Genomic DNA, 15964 nt, shown 5'->3' with positions numbered 1-15964 from the left:
GAAGGTGACACTGGACTGTGACTACGCCAAGTAAGGCTAGGCGCCGCCCGCGCCGCTCTGCCAGCTCCGCGGTGCCGCAAAAGAAAATGATGCGCAAACGCCTGCGCATCATCGTATCCGTGGTGCTCGTGGCGATGGTCGTCCTCGCTGGGCGCTTGGCGTGGGTGCAGCTTGTGTGGGGCCCAGACCTTTCCGCCAAGGCCGTAACGCAGCGCGAGCGCGTCTATATTGAGCCGGCCCGTAGGGGAGAGATCTTAGACCGTGATGGCCAGCGCCTCGCCTACACGATGAAGTCTCGTTCCTTGACTGTCTCGCCGACCCGACTTCGCGATGAGCTAAAGGACAAGGCCGAGATCGAGGCCCAAAACGATGGCTCGACCGAGGGCATGGATGATAAGAAGCTGGATAGCTTCCTCACCAAGAAGATGGAGGAGACCCTCAAGGACATGTCTGAGGGAATCCCGAAGTTGATTGAGGATTCCGGCGCTTCGACCTCCAAGGTGGATAAGGACGATATCTTCAATAAGCTCAAAGCCGATACCCAGTATGAGGTACTGGTGCGCAACGTCGACCCGGACGTTGCCGTAGAGATCGCCAATAAGTACCACGGAGTGGCAGCGGACCGCCAAGACATTCGCCAGTACCCCAACGGCGCCATTGGTGAAAACGTTGTGGGCAAGGTGTCGATGGACGGCCATGGCCAGTTCGGTTTCGAGGCCGCGCGCGATACGGAGCTTACTGGCATTGACGGCCAGTCCACCGAGGACGTCTCCGCAGATGGCCAGGTGATTCCAGGCACTCTGCGTGACGTCGTGGATACCGTTGATGGTCGCGACGTCACCCTCACTTTGGATCTGGACCTGCAGACCTACGTTCAGCAGAAGCTGGAAAAGGCCAAGGCCAACTCCAAGGCTTCTGGTGCGGAAGCAGTAGTTCTCGATGCTGCCACCGGCCAGGTGCTTGCCATGGCCAATACCGATACCGTGGATCCCAATAAGAATGTTGAGGATCAGCTTGATGAGGGTAAGGACTTTGAAAACCGCAGCGTTTCCCATCCTTATGAGCCGGGTTCTGTAGCCAAGGTGGTTACCGCGGCTGCTGCACTGCAGGAGGGCGTGACCACCCCGGATGAGGTGCACCAGGTCCCCGGTTCCATCGATATGGCGGGCGTGACGGTCAATGATGCCTGGGAACACGGCACCGAGCCGTATACCACCACCGGCATCTTTGGTAAGTCCTCCAACGTCGGTACCTTGATGATCGCCGATAAGTTGGGCCAAGAGAAGTACGCCGAGTACCTCAAGAAGTTTGGGTTGGGCAATACCACCGGTATTGAGCTGCCGAACGAATCGGCCGGCAGCGTCCCAGACTTGGAGCAATGGTCCGGCGGCACCTTCGCTAACCTGCCTATTGGTCAGGGCCAGTCGTGGACCACTTTGCAGATGGCCAGCGTGTACCAAACGTTGGCCAATGGCGGCGAACGTATCGAGCCGCGCATCATTGACTCGGTCAAGGGCCCAGACGGCAAAGACGAAAAGCTAGAGGAACCGGAAAAGAACCAGGTGGTAAGCCCAGAGACCGCCAAAACCACGGTGGATATGCTCCGCGCCGTCTTCCAAGACGATGATGCCGGCCTGCAAAATGGTACGGCCGGCAATGCGCAGCTTAAGGGCTATCAGCTTTCCGGCAAGACCGGTACAGCCCAGAAGGTGGACCCAAATACTGGGGCATATTCGAATTCCGCCTATTGGATCACCTTTGCCGGCATTGCGCCGGCCGATGATCCGCGCTTCGTTGTTGCCGTCATGCTGGATGAGCCCAAGTCCGGCGTGGAGGACAATGGCGGTGGCGGCCAGTCGGCGGCACCTATCTTCCGCGATATCGCCTCGTGGCTGCTCAACCGTGACAATATTCCGACATCGAAACCAGCACCGCGGCTGACCCTGCGGGCACAATAGGAGCTTAGTATGACCGTTTCTTTGGACACTCTCGCCCAGCTTTCTGGTGGGCGCGTCATTGGTGATGCCTCCGTGGAGGTCTCCGCGTGCGGGCTGGATTCTTCCCGTTTGCCGGAAGGCGCGCTCTTTGCCGCCCTGCCGGGCACGCGCGTACACGGCGCGCAGTTCGCTCGCGATACCAAGGCGGGAGCTGTGCTTACCGACGCCGCTGGGCTCGACCTGCTTACCAAGGACCAAGAGACCCGCCCCATTGTGGTGGTGGAGGATATTCGTGCCGTGCTCGGCCCAATTTCCGCCGAGATATATGGCCACCCCACCCGCGACCTGACGGTCATCGGCGTTACCGGCACCTCCGGCAAGACCACCACCAGCTACCTGCTGGAGGCCGGCCTGCTGCACGCCGGGCATTCCGTGGGCCTTATCGGAACCACCGGTACCCGTATTAACCGCACGCCGGTTCCCACCTCGCTGACTACGCCTGAGGCGCCGACCCTGCAAGAGCTTTTCGCGCGAATGAAGAACGAGGGCGTTACCCACGTGGTGATGGAAGTGTCCTCGCATGCGCTGGAGCTGGGACGCGTGCGCGGAACTCGGTTTGCGGTAGGCGGGTTTACAAACCTGAGCCAGGACCACCTTGATTTTCACCCCACCATGGAGGACTACTTCCAGGCAAAAGCGAAGCTCTTCGCCGGGGAGCAGGCGGCCGAACGAGCCGTCCTCTGCATCGATGATGAGTGGGGCGAGCGCATGCGCGGCGTCGCCAAGAGCGCCGGCCACCCAGTGACTACGGTGGCCACCCAGGGCGCTGCGGCCACGATTAGCGCGCGCCAAACCGCCACTGAGGCCACCGGTGCCCAGGAGGTGGCCTTGAACTATGACGGTGCCGATTTCACCTTCCGGCTGCCGCTGCCTGGCGAGTTCAATATCGCCAATGCCTGCTTGGCGCTCGGCATGGCCACCGCGGTAGGAGAGGACCCAGCGGAGTTCCTATCGGGCGTGGAGAAGGTCGCAGTCCCTGGCCGTATGGAGCGCATCGACCGCGGCCAAGACTTTGTAGCCGTAGTGGACTATGCGCATAAGCCCGCGGCCATCGCCGCGGTGCTCGACACCCTGCGTGGTCAGCTGGAGGGAACCACAGGTCGCGTCGGCATTGTCGTCGGCGCCGGCGGAGACCGCGATAGCTCTAAGCGGCCCATCATGGGCGCAGCCGCAGCCAGCCGCGCTGACCTTACCGTGGTGACCGATGACAACCCGCGCTCCGAAGACCCCGCCACCATTCGCGCGGCGGTGGTGGAGGGCGCGCGTGACGCCGCCCCAGAAGGCGATATCCGCGAGGTAGGCTCCCGTGCCCGTGCCATCGATGAGGTCGTCGATTGGGCCGAGCCGGGCGATGCCGTCATCGTCGTGGGCAAGGGCCACGAGGTGGGACAGCTCGTGAACGGAAAGACGTTGCACTTTGATGACCGCGAGGAAATGGCCCGCGCTATCGAGGAAAAGCTGGCCGGAACCCCGCACCGCGATACCCTTGGGGATGCGAAGGAGTAGACATGATTCCACTTTCTATTGCCGATATTGCCGAAATCACCGGGGGCAGCCTCGATTGCGTGTCTGACCCAGACCAGCGCGTTACCGGGTTCATCGAATTCGATTCCCGCAAGGTAACCAAGGGCGGGCTCTTCCTTGCCTTGCCCGGCGCCCGTGTGGATGGCCACGACTATGCCGAAAAGGCCATCGAGCAGGGCGCAGTGGCGGTGTTGGCTGCGCGGCCGGTGGGGGTTCCGGCGGTCGTCGTCAAGCCCCAAGGCCGCGTAACCGGTGATGCCGCCAACGCGGATATCTATGCCCACGACGAGGACGGCTCGGCTGCCGCGGTGGTGCAGGCGCTATCCGATATCGCGAGAGAAGTCACGCGCCGCCTGACCGCCGAGCAGGGCCTAGACATCGTCGGCGTGACCGGCTCGGCCGGAAAGACCTCCACCAAGGACCTACTGGCCACAATCTTCCGCGCTGAGGGCGACACCGTCGCTCCTCCCGGCTCCTTTAATAACGAGGTCGGCCTGCCGTATACCGCTTTGCGCTGCGATGAGCACACTCGCTTCCTGGTTGCCGAGATGTCTGCCCGCGGCATCGGTCATATCCGCCATCTGACCACCATCACCGCGCCCACCGTCGGCGTGGTACTCAATGTTGGTACCGCACACTTGGGTGAGTTTGGCTCCCGCGAGAATATTGCCCAGGCCAAAGGCGAGCTCGTGGAAGCCTTGCCCTCGGCCGCTGAGGGCGGCGTCGCCGTGCTCAATGCCGATGATCCCTTCGTCGCGGGCATGGCACCGCGCACCTCAGCCAAGGTCGTCTACTACTCGGCCAATAAGCCGCCGGCTTCCGACGCCCAGTACTACGCCAGCGATATCCAGCTCGATGACGTCGCCCGCCCCTCGTTTGTGCTGCATGCGCCGGGAACGGACCCACTTCCGGTGAAGCTGCAGGTCTTTGGCAAGCACCAGGTTTCTAACGCTTTGGCAGCGGCCGCCGCGGCCATCGAATCGGGCATGGACCCGCAGGTGGTAGCCAACGCGCTATCCGGGCACCAGAATGCCTCGGAACACCGCATGGACGTGCGTACCCGCCGCGATGGAGTAACCACCATCGATGATTCCTATAACGCCAACCCCGATTCCATGCACGCGGCCATTGCTGCGCTGGCCTATACCTCGGCCGCCCGACCGGATGCCCGCGCCATCGCCGTGCTCGGTGAGATGGGCGAGCTCGGCGGAGAAGCAGTGGCCGCCCACCGCGCATTGGGAGAGGTGCTTTCCAAGTACCACGTTGACCACCTCGTGGCCGTGGGAGACAACGATAATATGAGGGCCATGGTCGAGGCCGCACAGGCGCGGGGTATAAATACTACTATCAGCCCGGATGTTGACGCCGCTGCGGCGGCGGTCGAAGACATCATCAGGGTAGCGCCTGCCGGCATCGAAGATTGGACCGGGCGCGAGGCCAAAGATGTAGTCCTCATCAAGTCATCGAATGCCCAGCGCCTGTGGCGCGTGGCAGAACAGCTCAATCGCCGTTAGTCCTCAGTACAAGGAGAAAGACCTCTAGCAATGACTCAGATCATTATCGCGGGCATCCTCAGCTTCCTCGTCGCGATCTTTACCACTCCCATGTTGGTCCGCTACTTTTCCGGGGTAGGCAAGGGGCAAGAAATTCGCGAGGACGGGCCGCAGTTGCACTTGCGCAAGCGCGGTACGCCCACCATGGGCGGTCTCGCGATTTTGCTGGCTATCACCGTGGCCTACCTCGTGGTGGGAATTTATGCCCGCGTGACTGGCAACGGTGGTTTTAGCCCCTCTGGTCTCTTGGTTTATTTCCTCACGATGGGCCTTGGCGGTCTGGGCTTTGCCGATGACTTCATCAAGCTGTTCAAAAAGCGCAACCTCGGCCTGAACAAGACCGCCAAGCTGGTAGGTCAGCTGGCCGTGGCGCTCATCTTCGGAATCCTGGCGCTGCAGTTCCCAGACGAGCACGGATTGACCCCAGCGTCTACTAACCTTTCCTTCGTTCGCGATTTTGAAACCTTCGACATCGCCGTGGGCGGCGCCATCATCGGCACCATTGTTTTCCTGGTCTTCCTCTATCTACTCATTGCTGCGTGGTCGAACGCCGTGAACCTCACCGACGGACTCGACGGCTTGGCCGCCGGCACCACCGCGATGGTGATGGGCGCCTACGCACTGATTTCCTTCTGGCAATTCCGCAACTCTTGCGCCGTCTCGCCAGCGGCAGGGTGCTATGAAGTTCGCGATCCGCTCGATTTGGCTGTGCTGGCTGCAGCCGGCCTGGGCGGTTGCTTGGGCTTTTTGTGGTGGAATGCCGCACCGGCAAAGATCTTCATGGGCGATACCGGTTCGCTTGCGCTCGGCGGCCTCGTCGCCGGCCTCTCGGTGACGACTCGCACCGAACTGCTCATGATCATCATCGGCGCCATCTTCGTGATTGAGACGGTCTCCGTAGTTATCCAGATCATCGTCTTCCGCAGCACCGGAAAGCGCTTCTTCCGCATGGCGCCCATCCACCACCACTTTGAAAATGGTGGCTGGGCCGAGACCGCCGTGGTCACCCGCTTCTGGCTGCTAAGCGCCATGGCCGCTATCGCCGGCGTATGCATCTTCTACGGCGACTGGCTGTCCGCCGTCGGCTTTGCTTCCTAAGACTCACGCCTTTTTAGCTTTATCGAGGAAAGAGGAATAGAGATGACCGAGTTGCCATCCTCGTTGCGCGGGCGAGTGCTCGTGGCCGGGGCGGGAGTATCGGGGCGCGGTTGCGTCGCTATGCTGGCAAGCCTCGGGGTGGATACCACCGTTGCAGATTCCAACGAGACCGCGCTGGCGGAATTGGCGGAGGAATTCGGGGTAGCAACCGTCTCCGTCGATTCTGCCGCCCAGGGCGATTTTGACCTTGTGGTTACTTCGCCGGGCTGGCGTCCCGATTCGCCTTTGTTGGTTGCTTTCCAGGACGCTGGGGTAGAGGTCATCGGTGACGTGGAGCTGGCCTACCGCCTGGATCGTGCGGGCGTCTTCGGCGCGCCGCGTACCTGGCTGGTAGTTACCGGGACTAACGGCAAAACCACCACTACCGGTATGTTGGCCCAGATCATGCAGGCAGATGCCAAGCGCACCGGCAAGCGCGCACTGGCGGTGGGAAATATCGGCGTGTCGCTTTTCGACGCCCTCACGGCCACCCCTCGCGTCGACGTTCTCTGCGCCGAGCTATCTTCTTTCCAGTTGCATTGGTCCAGCCACTTGCGCCCGGATGTGGGCGTGTTGCTGAACCTGGCAGACGATCACCTGGATTGGCATGGATCGTTCGATGCCTATGCCCGCGCGAAGGCCAAGGTGCTCTCCGGTGACGTCGCAGTGGTGGGCAAGGATGACGCCGAGGCGGTCCGCTACGCCGCAGATACCACAGACTTCTACGGCTTTACCGCCGCTGAACCCACACAGGGAGAGGTGGGCGTAAGCGCCGGCCGCCTTGTCTCGCGGCTTAACGAGCAGCGCGAGGATCTCGCGTCCGCAGAGGGCATTGAGCCCGCCGGCCTGGCAGGAGTCCTCGACGCTGCGGCCGCAGCCAGCGTCGCGCGTCTGGCAGGCGCCACCCCGGAGTCCATTGCGCAGGGGCTGGCCGCATATACCGTCGCCGGGCACCGCGGTGCTGTGGTCCATGAGCATTCCGGCATCACCTTTATCGATAATTCCAAGGCCACCAACCCGCACGCGGCGGATGCGGCGCTCAAGGGGCTCAATTCCGTGATCTGGATTGCCGGCGGGCAGTTGAAGGGCGCGGAGGTAGACGGGCTCGTCGCCAAGCACGCCGCCCACATCAAAGCCGCGGTAGTCCTAGGCGTGGATAGGGAAGAGGTGGCCCGGGCACTCGCCGCGCACGCGCCGCATGCCCCGGTGGACGTCATCGAAACGCAGGAGCCGTTTGCAGCCATGCATGCTGCGGTGGAGGCTGCACTGCAACACGCCGACGCCGGGGATACCGTTCTTTTGGCGCCCGCTGCGGCATCGTTGGATATGTATACCGGCATGGCTCAACGCGGTGATGTTTTCGCCGCGGCCGCGCGGGAGCTTACCCGTAAGTAGAGCTTTAGATTTAAGGATCAGGAGAACACATGACGGCCACCTCCCAGCAGCGCCCGCGCTCCAAGAGTTTTGGCGACCGCGTTCGCGAGCTGCGCGAACGAGCCCGCCAGGAAGCAGGCCTTGATTACCAGCTGCTGCGCTTTATCATCTTTTTCCTCGTCGGCATCGGCGTGCTCATGGTCTTTTCTTCCTCTATGGCTACTTCCCTGACCGAGGACGGCGGCGTATGGAACCAGGCATTGCGCCAGTGCGTGATGGTGTTCTTGGGCCTCGTCGCCTTTTGGTTTGGCCTCAAGGTGTCGCCTCATACCCTGCGCAAATGCGTGCCGTGGATTGTGGGCTTGTCCATCATTTTGCTCATCGCCGTGCTGATCCCCGGCGTGGGCACCGGCCGCGAGGAGGTAGGTTCCCAGTCCTGGATTTACTTGGGCCCGTTCTCCCTGCAGCCCTCGGAGCTTGCGCGCGTCGCCGTAGGCATGTTTGGTGCGACCGTATTGGCGGATAAGGAGCACAAATCCATGAAGGTGACGGATCCCTTCATGATGTACTCCCTCATCGCCGGCGTTATGTTCTTGCTCATCGTCTTTCAGGGCGACTTGGGCATGGCTTTGTCCTTTGCCCTCGTGGTTGTCTTCACCCTGATTTTCGCGGGTGTCGACTGGCGGGTCCCAGCGACCATCGGCGTCGCAGCAGTGTGTGGTTTGCTGTTTATCTTCCTTTCTGGCGGCTTCCGCTCTAACCGCTTCCATACCTATTTCGACGCCCTAGTGGGCAATATCTCCGATACTCAAGGTACGGGTTTCCAGTCCTATCAGGGCTTTCTCTCGCTTGCCGACGGCGGCTTCTGGGGCGTTGGCATTGGCCAATCCCGGGCCAAGTGGTTCTACCTTCCCGAGGCGAAAAATGACTTTATTTTTGCCATCGTGGGTGAGGAACTCGGCTGGTGGGGCGGTGCGCTCGTCATCGTGCTTTTCGCCGCCTTGGGTTATGTGGGCCTGCGCACCGCAATGCGCGCGCAGAACCAGTTCCAGTCCCTGCTCGCTGCCACGCTGACCATCGGTGTGGTCACGCAGGCCTTCGTAAATATTGGCTACGTCATTGGCCTGCTGCCGGTGACCGGTATTCAGCTGCCCATGATTTCGGCCGGCGGTACCGCGGCGATCATCACGATCGGCTCGATGGGCATCTTGTGCAACGTGGCGCGTCATGAGCCGATGCAGATTTCCGCCATGCAGAATTTCGGCCGCCCACTGTTCGACCGCCTCTTTTTCATCGGCGAGCCGCAGCCGGTGCCGAAGCCGAAGAAGAAGCAGCAGGGTCGTCACGCTCGTCCGCAGGAGCCGCGATCCCGCGTGCGCGAGGAGCGTTTTGGACGCCCCGTGACCGGAAGCGGCCGCCGCTATCCGCGCGCCGAGCGCCGCTATCGCTAGGTGGCGCTGGTAGCCTTTAGGCTATGAATTCCACGCCTATTTCCGTCGTCATCGCAGGTGGCGGCACCGCCGGACACATTGAACCCGCCCTCGCCGTGGGTGAAGCTTTGCGCGAGCGCCACGGCGCACGCATCACCGCTCTCGGTACCGAAAAGGGCCTCGAGCGCGATATCATTCCCGCCCGCGGCGTGGACCTGAGCCTGATTACCCCCGTGCCGATCCCGCGCAAGGTCAACGCGCAGCTCTTCAAACTACCGTTCAACCTCTCCCGCGCGGTGGGGGAGGCCAAGCAGGTACTCAAGGACGTCGAGGCGGATGTCGTCTTTGGCACCGGCGGCTACGTAGCCGGGCCGGCCTATATCGCTGCGCGATCCCTCGGCATCCCGTTTTATGTTCTCGAGACCAACGCATTGGCTGGAATGGCCAATAAGCTCGGTGTAAAGATGGGCGGCATCGGACTCAACGCGCACCCGGATTCTGGCATGCCGGGCGAGGTCGTCGGCATCCCCGTTCGCCCGAGCTTGGCGGAGGACCCGAATGGCAACCTGGCCGCAGACGCGCGCACCAAGTGGAACCTGTCCGAGCTTCCCACCATTCTTATCACCGGCGGGTCCCAAGGCGCGGCCAGCATCAACCGCGCTGTTGCCGGAGCGGTAGAGGACTTGGCACAGGACTTCCAGCTTCTGCACGCCTATGGCAAGAAGAATGACCCGCCCGCAGAACACCCGAACTACGCCGCACTGCCGTATATCGAGGACATGGGCTCCGCCCTTGCGGTGGCTGACCTCGTCGTGTGCCGCTCCGGCGCGATGACCGTCGCCGAAGTATCCGCCGCAGGCCTGCCGGCCATTTACGTTCCGCTGCCGCACGGCAATGGCGAACAGGCGCTCAATTCCCGCGACGTGGTCGAGGCAGGCGCCGCCATCCAGATCCCGGACGCGGAGCTGACCGCAGAGCGACTCATCTCCGAGGTGCGCGGCATTCTCGATGACCCGCAACGCCTCGAGTCGATGACGCACGCCGCCGCCCATGCCAGCGCTGGGGACGTGGCCAATACCATCGCAGACCGCATCGCCGCCCGCGTATCCGAGGCCGAAGACGCCGCTGGAAGGAAGGACAAGTAAATGACCGATCCCGCACACTACGATCTGCGCCGCGTCCACCTCATCGGCGTTGGTGGTTCCGGCATGTCGGGGCTCGCGCGAATCCTCGCCGCTCGCGGCGGAGTGGTTACAGGTTCCGATGTCAAAGACTCCACCCCGGTTGAGGTGTTGCGCACCATGGGTGCCAAAGTCGCCATCGGCCACGCCGCAGAAAACCTGCGACTGTCTGGCGAACTGCCCACCGTCGTGGTTACTTCTTTTGCCGCCATTCCCCAAGACAACCCGGAGCTAGTGGCCGCAAAGGATAACGATATTCCGGTAATTCGCCGCTCCGATCTGCTCGCCGCCTTGATGGAAGGCCACAAGCAGGTGCTGTTGGCTGGCACCCACGGCAAAACCTCCACCACGTCGATGACCGTGAGCGCGATGCAACACGCGGGTCTTGATCCCTCCTTCGCCATCGGCGGCCAGCTCAACCGCGCGGGCACCAATGCCCACGGTGGCACTGGGGAAGCTTTCGTCGCCGAGGCCGATGAATCCGATGCCTCGCTGCTGCGCTATAGCCCGGACGTCGCGGTGCTCACGACTATCGAGCCCGACCACCTCGACTTCTTCCACAGCGAGGAAGCCTACTTCCAAGTCTTCGATGACTTTGCTGACTTGGTCACCCCGGAGACCGGCTACCTCGTTGTCTGCGCCGAAGACGAGCACGCTGCCCGCGCTGGCGAGCGGGCGCTGGAGCGCGGCATCAACGTCGTGGCCTACGGCTCGGCGGAGAAGTCTTTTACCTCTACTGTGCCACTGGCCGCCGAGTTGGTCCGCGAAGAGACCACCGCGGAAGGCATGGACACCACCGTCAAGCTCGACCTTCCTGGCGTTTCTGAAACCGTGCGCTACGAGCTGCAGATCCCAGGCCACCACATGGTGCTCAATTCCATGGGCGCCTTGATCGCCGGCGTGCTCTCCGGTGGCGCTCCAGCCGCCATCGCCGAGGGATTGGCTGACTTTAGCGGTGTGCGCCGGCGCTTTGAGTACCGGGGGAGCGTCGACAAGCAGGGCAAGCCCGTGCGGGTCTTTGATGATTATGCGCACCATCCCACCGAGGTTGCGGCAGTGCTGCGGGCCGCACGCGCCAAGGTCGAGGCGGAAGGCCACGGCGGGCGCGTCATCGCCTGCTTCCAGCCGCACCTGTACTCACGCACCATGGAATTCGACGCCGAGTTTGCCCAAGCACTCTCGCTTGCCGACGCCGCCGTGGTCCTCGACATCTACGGCGCCCGCGAACAGCCCGTGGAGGGAATTACCTCCCGCATCATTACCGATAAGATGCCCGCTGATATGCAGGTTATTTTCGAGCCGGATTTTTCCGCCGCTGCCCGCGACGTCGTGTCGGTGGTGGAGCCAGGCGATGTGGTGCTGACCATTGGTGCTGGCTCGGTAACCATGGTGGCGGCGGAAATCCTCGATGAATTGCGGGCAAGCTAGTGCGCGTCTCCGCAAAGCTCATCGCTGGGGTCATCGCCGCAATTGTCGCCGTGGCCGTCATAGCGGCCGCCGTGATGTGGACAGTTCCCGTCCTGAAGGTACGCAATTTTCAGGTGGAAGGCGTCCACCAGCTCGATCCCGCACAGGTGGAGGAAGCCTCTGGGGTTCCCAAGGGCGAAAATTTGCTGCGCGTTAACGCGCGTGAGGCAGCTTCCGGCGTTGCTGGATTGGACTGGGTCGATTCGGTGACAGTCTCTCGCGATTTCCCTTCGACCTTGACCATCAACGTGGCCGAGCACAAGGCCGTGGCGTTTGTAAAGCGCGATAATAAGCCCTACCTGATCGATGATAAAGGCGAGGAATTTACCTCCGCTGAGCCTCCCGCGGGCGCGGTTGAGGTGACGGGCTCCGTCGATAGCGGCTCCCCGCAAACCCAGGATGCGGTGCGAGCGATTGCAGCGCTTTCCGACGACGTCCGCAACCAGGTAGCAAAACTCGAAGTTGCTGGCGAATACTCGCTGACTTTCACCACTAAAGACGACCGGCGCGTCTTCTGGGGTGCCAGCGATTCCAACGATGAGGACAAGGCGCATGCCTTCGCCACCGTGTTGAAGATGGAAGGCCGCGAGTGGAATATTTCCAACCCTGAGTTGGTCACCACACGCGGATAGGGCGACGGGTGCCCCCGCGGGTACTTTCTATCGCGCTTGTGGGCCCGTGCAGCACCGCTTAGGCGTGTGCGCTGCACGGGCCCATTTCAGTGCCTGAACCATGGGGCGGATGATACGGGTGTGACAAGCAAAACCGCAGGTGAGAAACCCTAAAGTGGAACTTGAGGGTCTCGACACGCGGAAAATGTGCGTGAAAATTACACCGCTGTCGTTAAAGATGGAAAGGAACGCGATTCGCCCTCGGCGGACCGCATTACATTCCTCGTTTAATGCACGTGCAGACTTACAGTAGCGAAAGGTGAGACCAACTCACATGATCTCTTCCAATAACAATCTCGCGGATATCAAGGTCGTCGGCGTCGGCGGTGGCGGCGTCAACGCCGTGAACCGCATGATCGAAGAAGGCCTCAAGGGCGTGCAGTTCGTCGCCATCAACACGGACTCCCAGGCCCTCATCTTCTCTGACGCAGATACCAAGCTCGACATTGGCCGTGAGGCCACCCGCGGCCTCGGTGCCGGCGCTAACCCTGAGGTAGGCAAGACCTCCGCAGAAGACCACAAGTCCGAAATTGAAGACGCCCTCGAGGGCTCCGATATGGTCTTCGTGACTGCCGGCGAGGGTGGCGGCACCGGCACCGGTGCTGCTCCAGTCGTGGCGTCTATCGCGAAGAAAATGGGTGCGCTGACCGTCGGTGTTGTCACCCGCCCGTTTAAGTTCGAAGGCGCTCGCCGTACCCGCCAGGCCATGGCCGGTATTGAGGAGCTGCGCGAGGTCTGCGATACCCTCATCGTCATCCCGAACGATCGCCTGATGCAGCTCGGTGGGGAAGAGCTTTCCATCGTTGAGGCTTTCCGCGCTGCCGATGAGGTGCTGCACAATGGTGTGCAGGGTATTACCAACCTGATCACCATCCCGGGCATGATCAACGTCGACTTTGCGGACGTTCGCTCCGTCATGTCTGACGCTGGCTCCGCGCTCATGGGTATCGGTTCCGCCCGCGGTGATAACCGCGCCATGACCGCTGCTGAGCAAGCCATTAACTCCCCGCTGTTGGAATCCACGATGGAAGGCGCCAAGGGCGTGCTGCTGTCCATCGCCGGCGGCTCCGATCTTGGCCTGCACGAAGTAAACGCCGCTGCCTCCATGGTGGAAGAGCGCGCTGACGAAGACGTCAACCTCATCTTCGGTACCATCATCGATGACACCCTGGGTGATGAAATCCGCATCACCATTATTGCCACCGGTTTCGATGCCGAGGCCAATATGACCCAGGCCGCTGCGCAGCAGCCGCAGCAGGAACAGCGCAAGCCCGGCTCCCTTTTTGACAATCGCCAGCGCGAGACCGCAGAGCCCGTCACCCCGGCACCGGCGCAGCCTGCTGCTTCTCAGCCAGTACAGGATGACTACTCCCCGCGCCACTCCTACGAGCCGCGCGCCGGCCAGGAGCGAGAGCGCTACACCCCGCAGCGTCCTGCCGAGGAGCGTCGCCCAGAATCTAGCGGTCTGTTCACCAACTCTGACCGTTTCTCCCGCGAGGAGCGCCGCGATGACTACCGTTTGTCCCGCCCGTCGCAGCGTCGTGACGATGACGGCGACGACGATCTGGACGTGCCTTCCTTCATGCGCTAAGCGCAAAGCGCTACGCTGGTGTGCATGCCAGTAAACGAGGAACATCGCACCACACGCCCCGTCCGCATGGTTTTTACTAGCCGTGCTGGCGGGGCGTCTGCTATTCCATACGACTCCTTCAACTTGGGGCACCACGTCGGCGATGACCCGGCCGCGGTTGCCGCTAATCGCGAGCGCCTGAAGCGCGTGACCGGTCTGGACGACATCGTGTGGATGGAACAGCTGCACACCAATACCGTCACCGTCGTCGATGGTCCACAGGACGAGCCCGTGCCAGCCACAGACGCAATTGTTACCACCCAGCGACGCCTCGGGCTAGGCGTTCTCGTTGCGGATTGCACGCCGGTGCTGCTTGTCGACGTCGCCGCTGGCGTCATTGCTGCCGCCCACGCCGGCCGCTTGGGCGCCCGCAACGGCATTGTGGTCAATACCGTGCGCGAAATGCAGAAGCTTGGCGCACAGCCCGAGCGCATTCAGGTGGTTATGGGGCCGGCTGCTTCGGGAAAGAACTACGAAGTGCCTGAGGAAATGGCCACTGACGTCGAGCGCCGCTTGCCCGGCTCCAAGACTCGGACGTCGAAGGGCACGTGGGGCATCGATGTGCGCGCAGGGCTGATTCGCCAGCTCATGGGGCTAGGTATCACCGCGATTGAATCCGACCCGCGCTGCACCATCGAAGACGAAGACTTCTTTTCCTATCGGCGCGAAGGAACCACCGGCCGCCAGGCTGGACTAATTTGGTTGGAGGTTAAGTAATGTCAGACCGAAAGGCACAGCTAGAACACAACCTATCGGCCACCCTTGCCAAGATTGAACGGCTAGCAGCGCAGTCAGGGCGAAAACCACCGCAGCTGTTGCCGGTAACGAAGTTTCACCCAGCTGCCGATATTGCCCTGCTGGCAGAGCTAGGAGTTACCGACGTCGCCGAAAACCGGGAACAAGAAGCCCGCGCCAAGGCCACCGAGCTGCCGCAGCTGCGATTCCACATGATTGGCCAGATCCAGACCAAGAAGGCCAACCACGTAGCCCGATGGGCAGCCAGCGTGCATTCGCTTGATTCCCTCAAGCTGGCCCACGCACTGGAGCGGGGAGTTTCCTTAGCCAAGGAACGAGGCGAGCGCGAAAGCAATTTGCCGGTATTTATCCAAGTCTCCGCCGACGGTGATGGTGCTCGCGGTGGTGTTTCTCCTGAGGCACTCGATGAGCTCGTGCGTGCCGTAGAAGAAGCGCAGCATCTAGAACTTGCCGGACTCATGGTGGTTCCGCCACTTGATGCCGATGCTGGCGAGGTATTCCGAAACGTCCGCGGAGAGGTAGATCGCTTATCCTCTGAGCTCAATCGACCGCTGAAATTCTCTGCTGGCATGAGTGCGGACATGGCCGAGGCAATTGCTGCGGGCAGTGATATCGTGCGTGTCGGAACCAGTATCATGGGGCCGCGGCCAGTAGGTTAAAAACATCGCAAAAGCGCATTTCACAGCGTAAATCACATGAGTCACACAAGACACATTTTGCGCGTTTAGACTTGTACAAATTTAGGTCAGAGGGAGACCCAAAAATGTCATTCATTGATAAGACGAAGGATTTCTTCGGGCTGGGCCCGGTGGACATCGAAGAAGACGATGCCTACTACAACGAGGAGCCGCGTTACTCCGAAAATAGCTCCTCGGCCTACGCACCTCGCCGCGCCCCGCAGTCCTACGAGCCGGCCCCAGCGCAGGAGGAATTCGTTCCGACCATCGTGGCCATCTCGCTGACGTCTTTCAATGACGCCGCCAAGGTAGGCGAGCCCTTCCGCGATGGCGATGCCGTTGTCTTCGAGTTGACTGACGCCGAAAAGGCCACCGCCAAGCGTTTCATCGACTTCGCTGCCGGCCTCTGCTTCGGCCTGGAGGGCCGTATGCTCAACCTCACCAAGGGTATGGACACTGAGCGCAAGGTTTTTTCCATCGTGCCGAAGTCTGCGGACATCGCAAAGCACGAGCTCGAGCGCGCCGCAGGCCTGCGCTAGAGCGGCACGGTTCATTTAGCCCCCGTGG

At 61.8% G+C, this 15964-nt stretch carries 13 protein-coding genes; all 13 read left to right on the top strand.

The genetic code is table 11. From position 1 onward, the window contains the following. Window positions 1–86 precede the first annotated feature (86 nt). Entirely contained in the window at window positions 87–1958 is a 1872-nt protein-coding gene (locus CORTU0001_RS08340) for a peptidoglycan D,D-transpeptidase FtsI family protein (protein ID WP_084771664.1), read from the top strand. A 9-nt stretch (window positions 1959–1967) separates the two neighbouring features. Further along, window positions 1968–3503, top strand: a complete 1536-nt coding sequence (locus CORTU0001_RS08335) for a UDP-N-acetylmuramoyl-L-alanyl-D-glutamate--2,6-diaminopimelate ligase (protein WP_005328924.1) — start codon at window positions 1968–1970, stop codon at window positions 3501–3503. Between the two features lie 2 nt (window positions 3504–3505). After that, window positions 3506–5035 (top strand): UDP-N-acetylmuramoyl-tripeptide--D-alanyl-D-alanine ligase, encoded by a 1530-nt coding sequence (locus CORTU0001_RS08330; protein WP_005328922.1) that lies wholly within the window; start codon window positions 3506–3508, stop codon window positions 5033–5035. Window positions 5036–5065: 30 nt separating this feature from the next. Further along, window positions 5066–6172, top strand: a complete 1107-nt coding sequence (gene mraY, locus CORTU0001_RS08325; protein ID WP_005328919.1) for a phospho-N-acetylmuramoyl-pentapeptide-transferase — start codon at window positions 5066–5068, stop codon at window positions 6170–6172. A gap of 42 nt (window positions 6173–6214) precedes the next feature. After that, window positions 6215–7606, top strand: coding sequence for a UDP-N-acetylmuramoyl-L-alanine--D-glutamate ligase (gene murD, locus CORTU0001_RS08320; RefSeq protein WP_005328917.1), 1392 nt, complete (start codon window positions 6215–6217; stop codon window positions 7604–7606). 29 nt (window positions 7607–7635) lie between these two features. After that, on the top strand, window positions 7636–9036 hold the full coding sequence (locus tag CORTU0001_RS08315; protein WP_005328914.1) for an FtsW/RodA/SpoVE family cell cycle protein: 1401 nt from the start codon (window positions 7636–7638) through the stop codon (window positions 9034–9036). A gap of 23 nt (window positions 9037–9059) precedes the next feature. Beyond that, complete coding sequence (gene murG / locus CORTU0001_RS08310; protein WP_005324514.1) at window positions 9060–10160, top strand: undecaprenyldiphospho-muramoylpentapeptide beta-N-acetylglucosaminyltransferase; 1101 nt, start codon at window positions 9060–9062, stop codon at window positions 10158–10160. Then, a complete protein-coding gene (gene murC, locus CORTU0001_RS08305; protein ID WP_005328911.1) occupies window positions 10161–11624 on the top strand; it encodes a UDP-N-acetylmuramate--L-alanine ligase in 1464 nt (487 codons plus the stop codon). Next, the gene (locus CORTU0001_RS08300) at window positions 11624–12295 is read left to right on the top strand and encodes a cell division protein FtsQ/DivIB (protein WP_005328910.1); all 672 of its coding nucleotides are present in this window, start codon (window positions 11624–11626) and stop codon (window positions 12293–12295) included. Before murC ends, CORTU0001_RS08300 begins: the two co-directional genes overlap by 1 nt. A 313-nt stretch (window positions 12296–12608) precedes the next feature. Further along, on the top strand, window positions 12609–13925 hold the full coding sequence (gene ftsZ / locus CORTU0001_RS08295; protein WP_005328909.1) for a cell division protein FtsZ: 1317 nt from the start codon (window positions 12609–12611) through the stop codon (window positions 13923–13925). Between the two features lie 24 nt (window positions 13926–13949). Next, a complete protein-coding gene (gene pgeF / locus CORTU0001_RS08290) occupies window positions 13950–14681 on the top strand; it encodes a peptidoglycan editing factor PgeF (protein WP_005328908.1) in 732 nt (243 codons plus the stop codon). Beyond that, on the top strand, window positions 14681–15379 hold the full coding sequence (locus tag CORTU0001_RS08285) for a YggS family pyridoxal phosphate-dependent enzyme (protein WP_005328907.1): 699 nt from the start codon (window positions 14681–14683) through the stop codon (window positions 15377–15379). The genes pgeF and CORTU0001_RS08285 overlap by 1 nt, the downstream gene beginning before the upstream one ends. Before the next feature lie 104 nt (window positions 15380–15483). After that, the gene (locus CORTU0001_RS08280) at window positions 15484–15936 is read left to right on the top strand and encodes a cell division protein SepF (RefSeq protein ID WP_005328906.1); all 453 of its coding nucleotides are present in this window, start codon (window positions 15484–15486) and stop codon (window positions 15934–15936) included. Window positions 15937–15964: the final 28 nt, after the last annotated feature.

Origin of the sequence: Corynebacterium tuberculostearicum SK141 (assembly GCF_000175635.1) — a bacterium.
GTDB lineage: Bacteria > Actinomycetota > Actinomycetes > Mycobacteriales > Mycobacteriaceae > Corynebacterium > Corynebacterium tuberculostearicum_C.
Note: the sequence above shows the minus strand (reverse complement) of the source record. Positions and strands in the feature narration are given on the sequence as shown.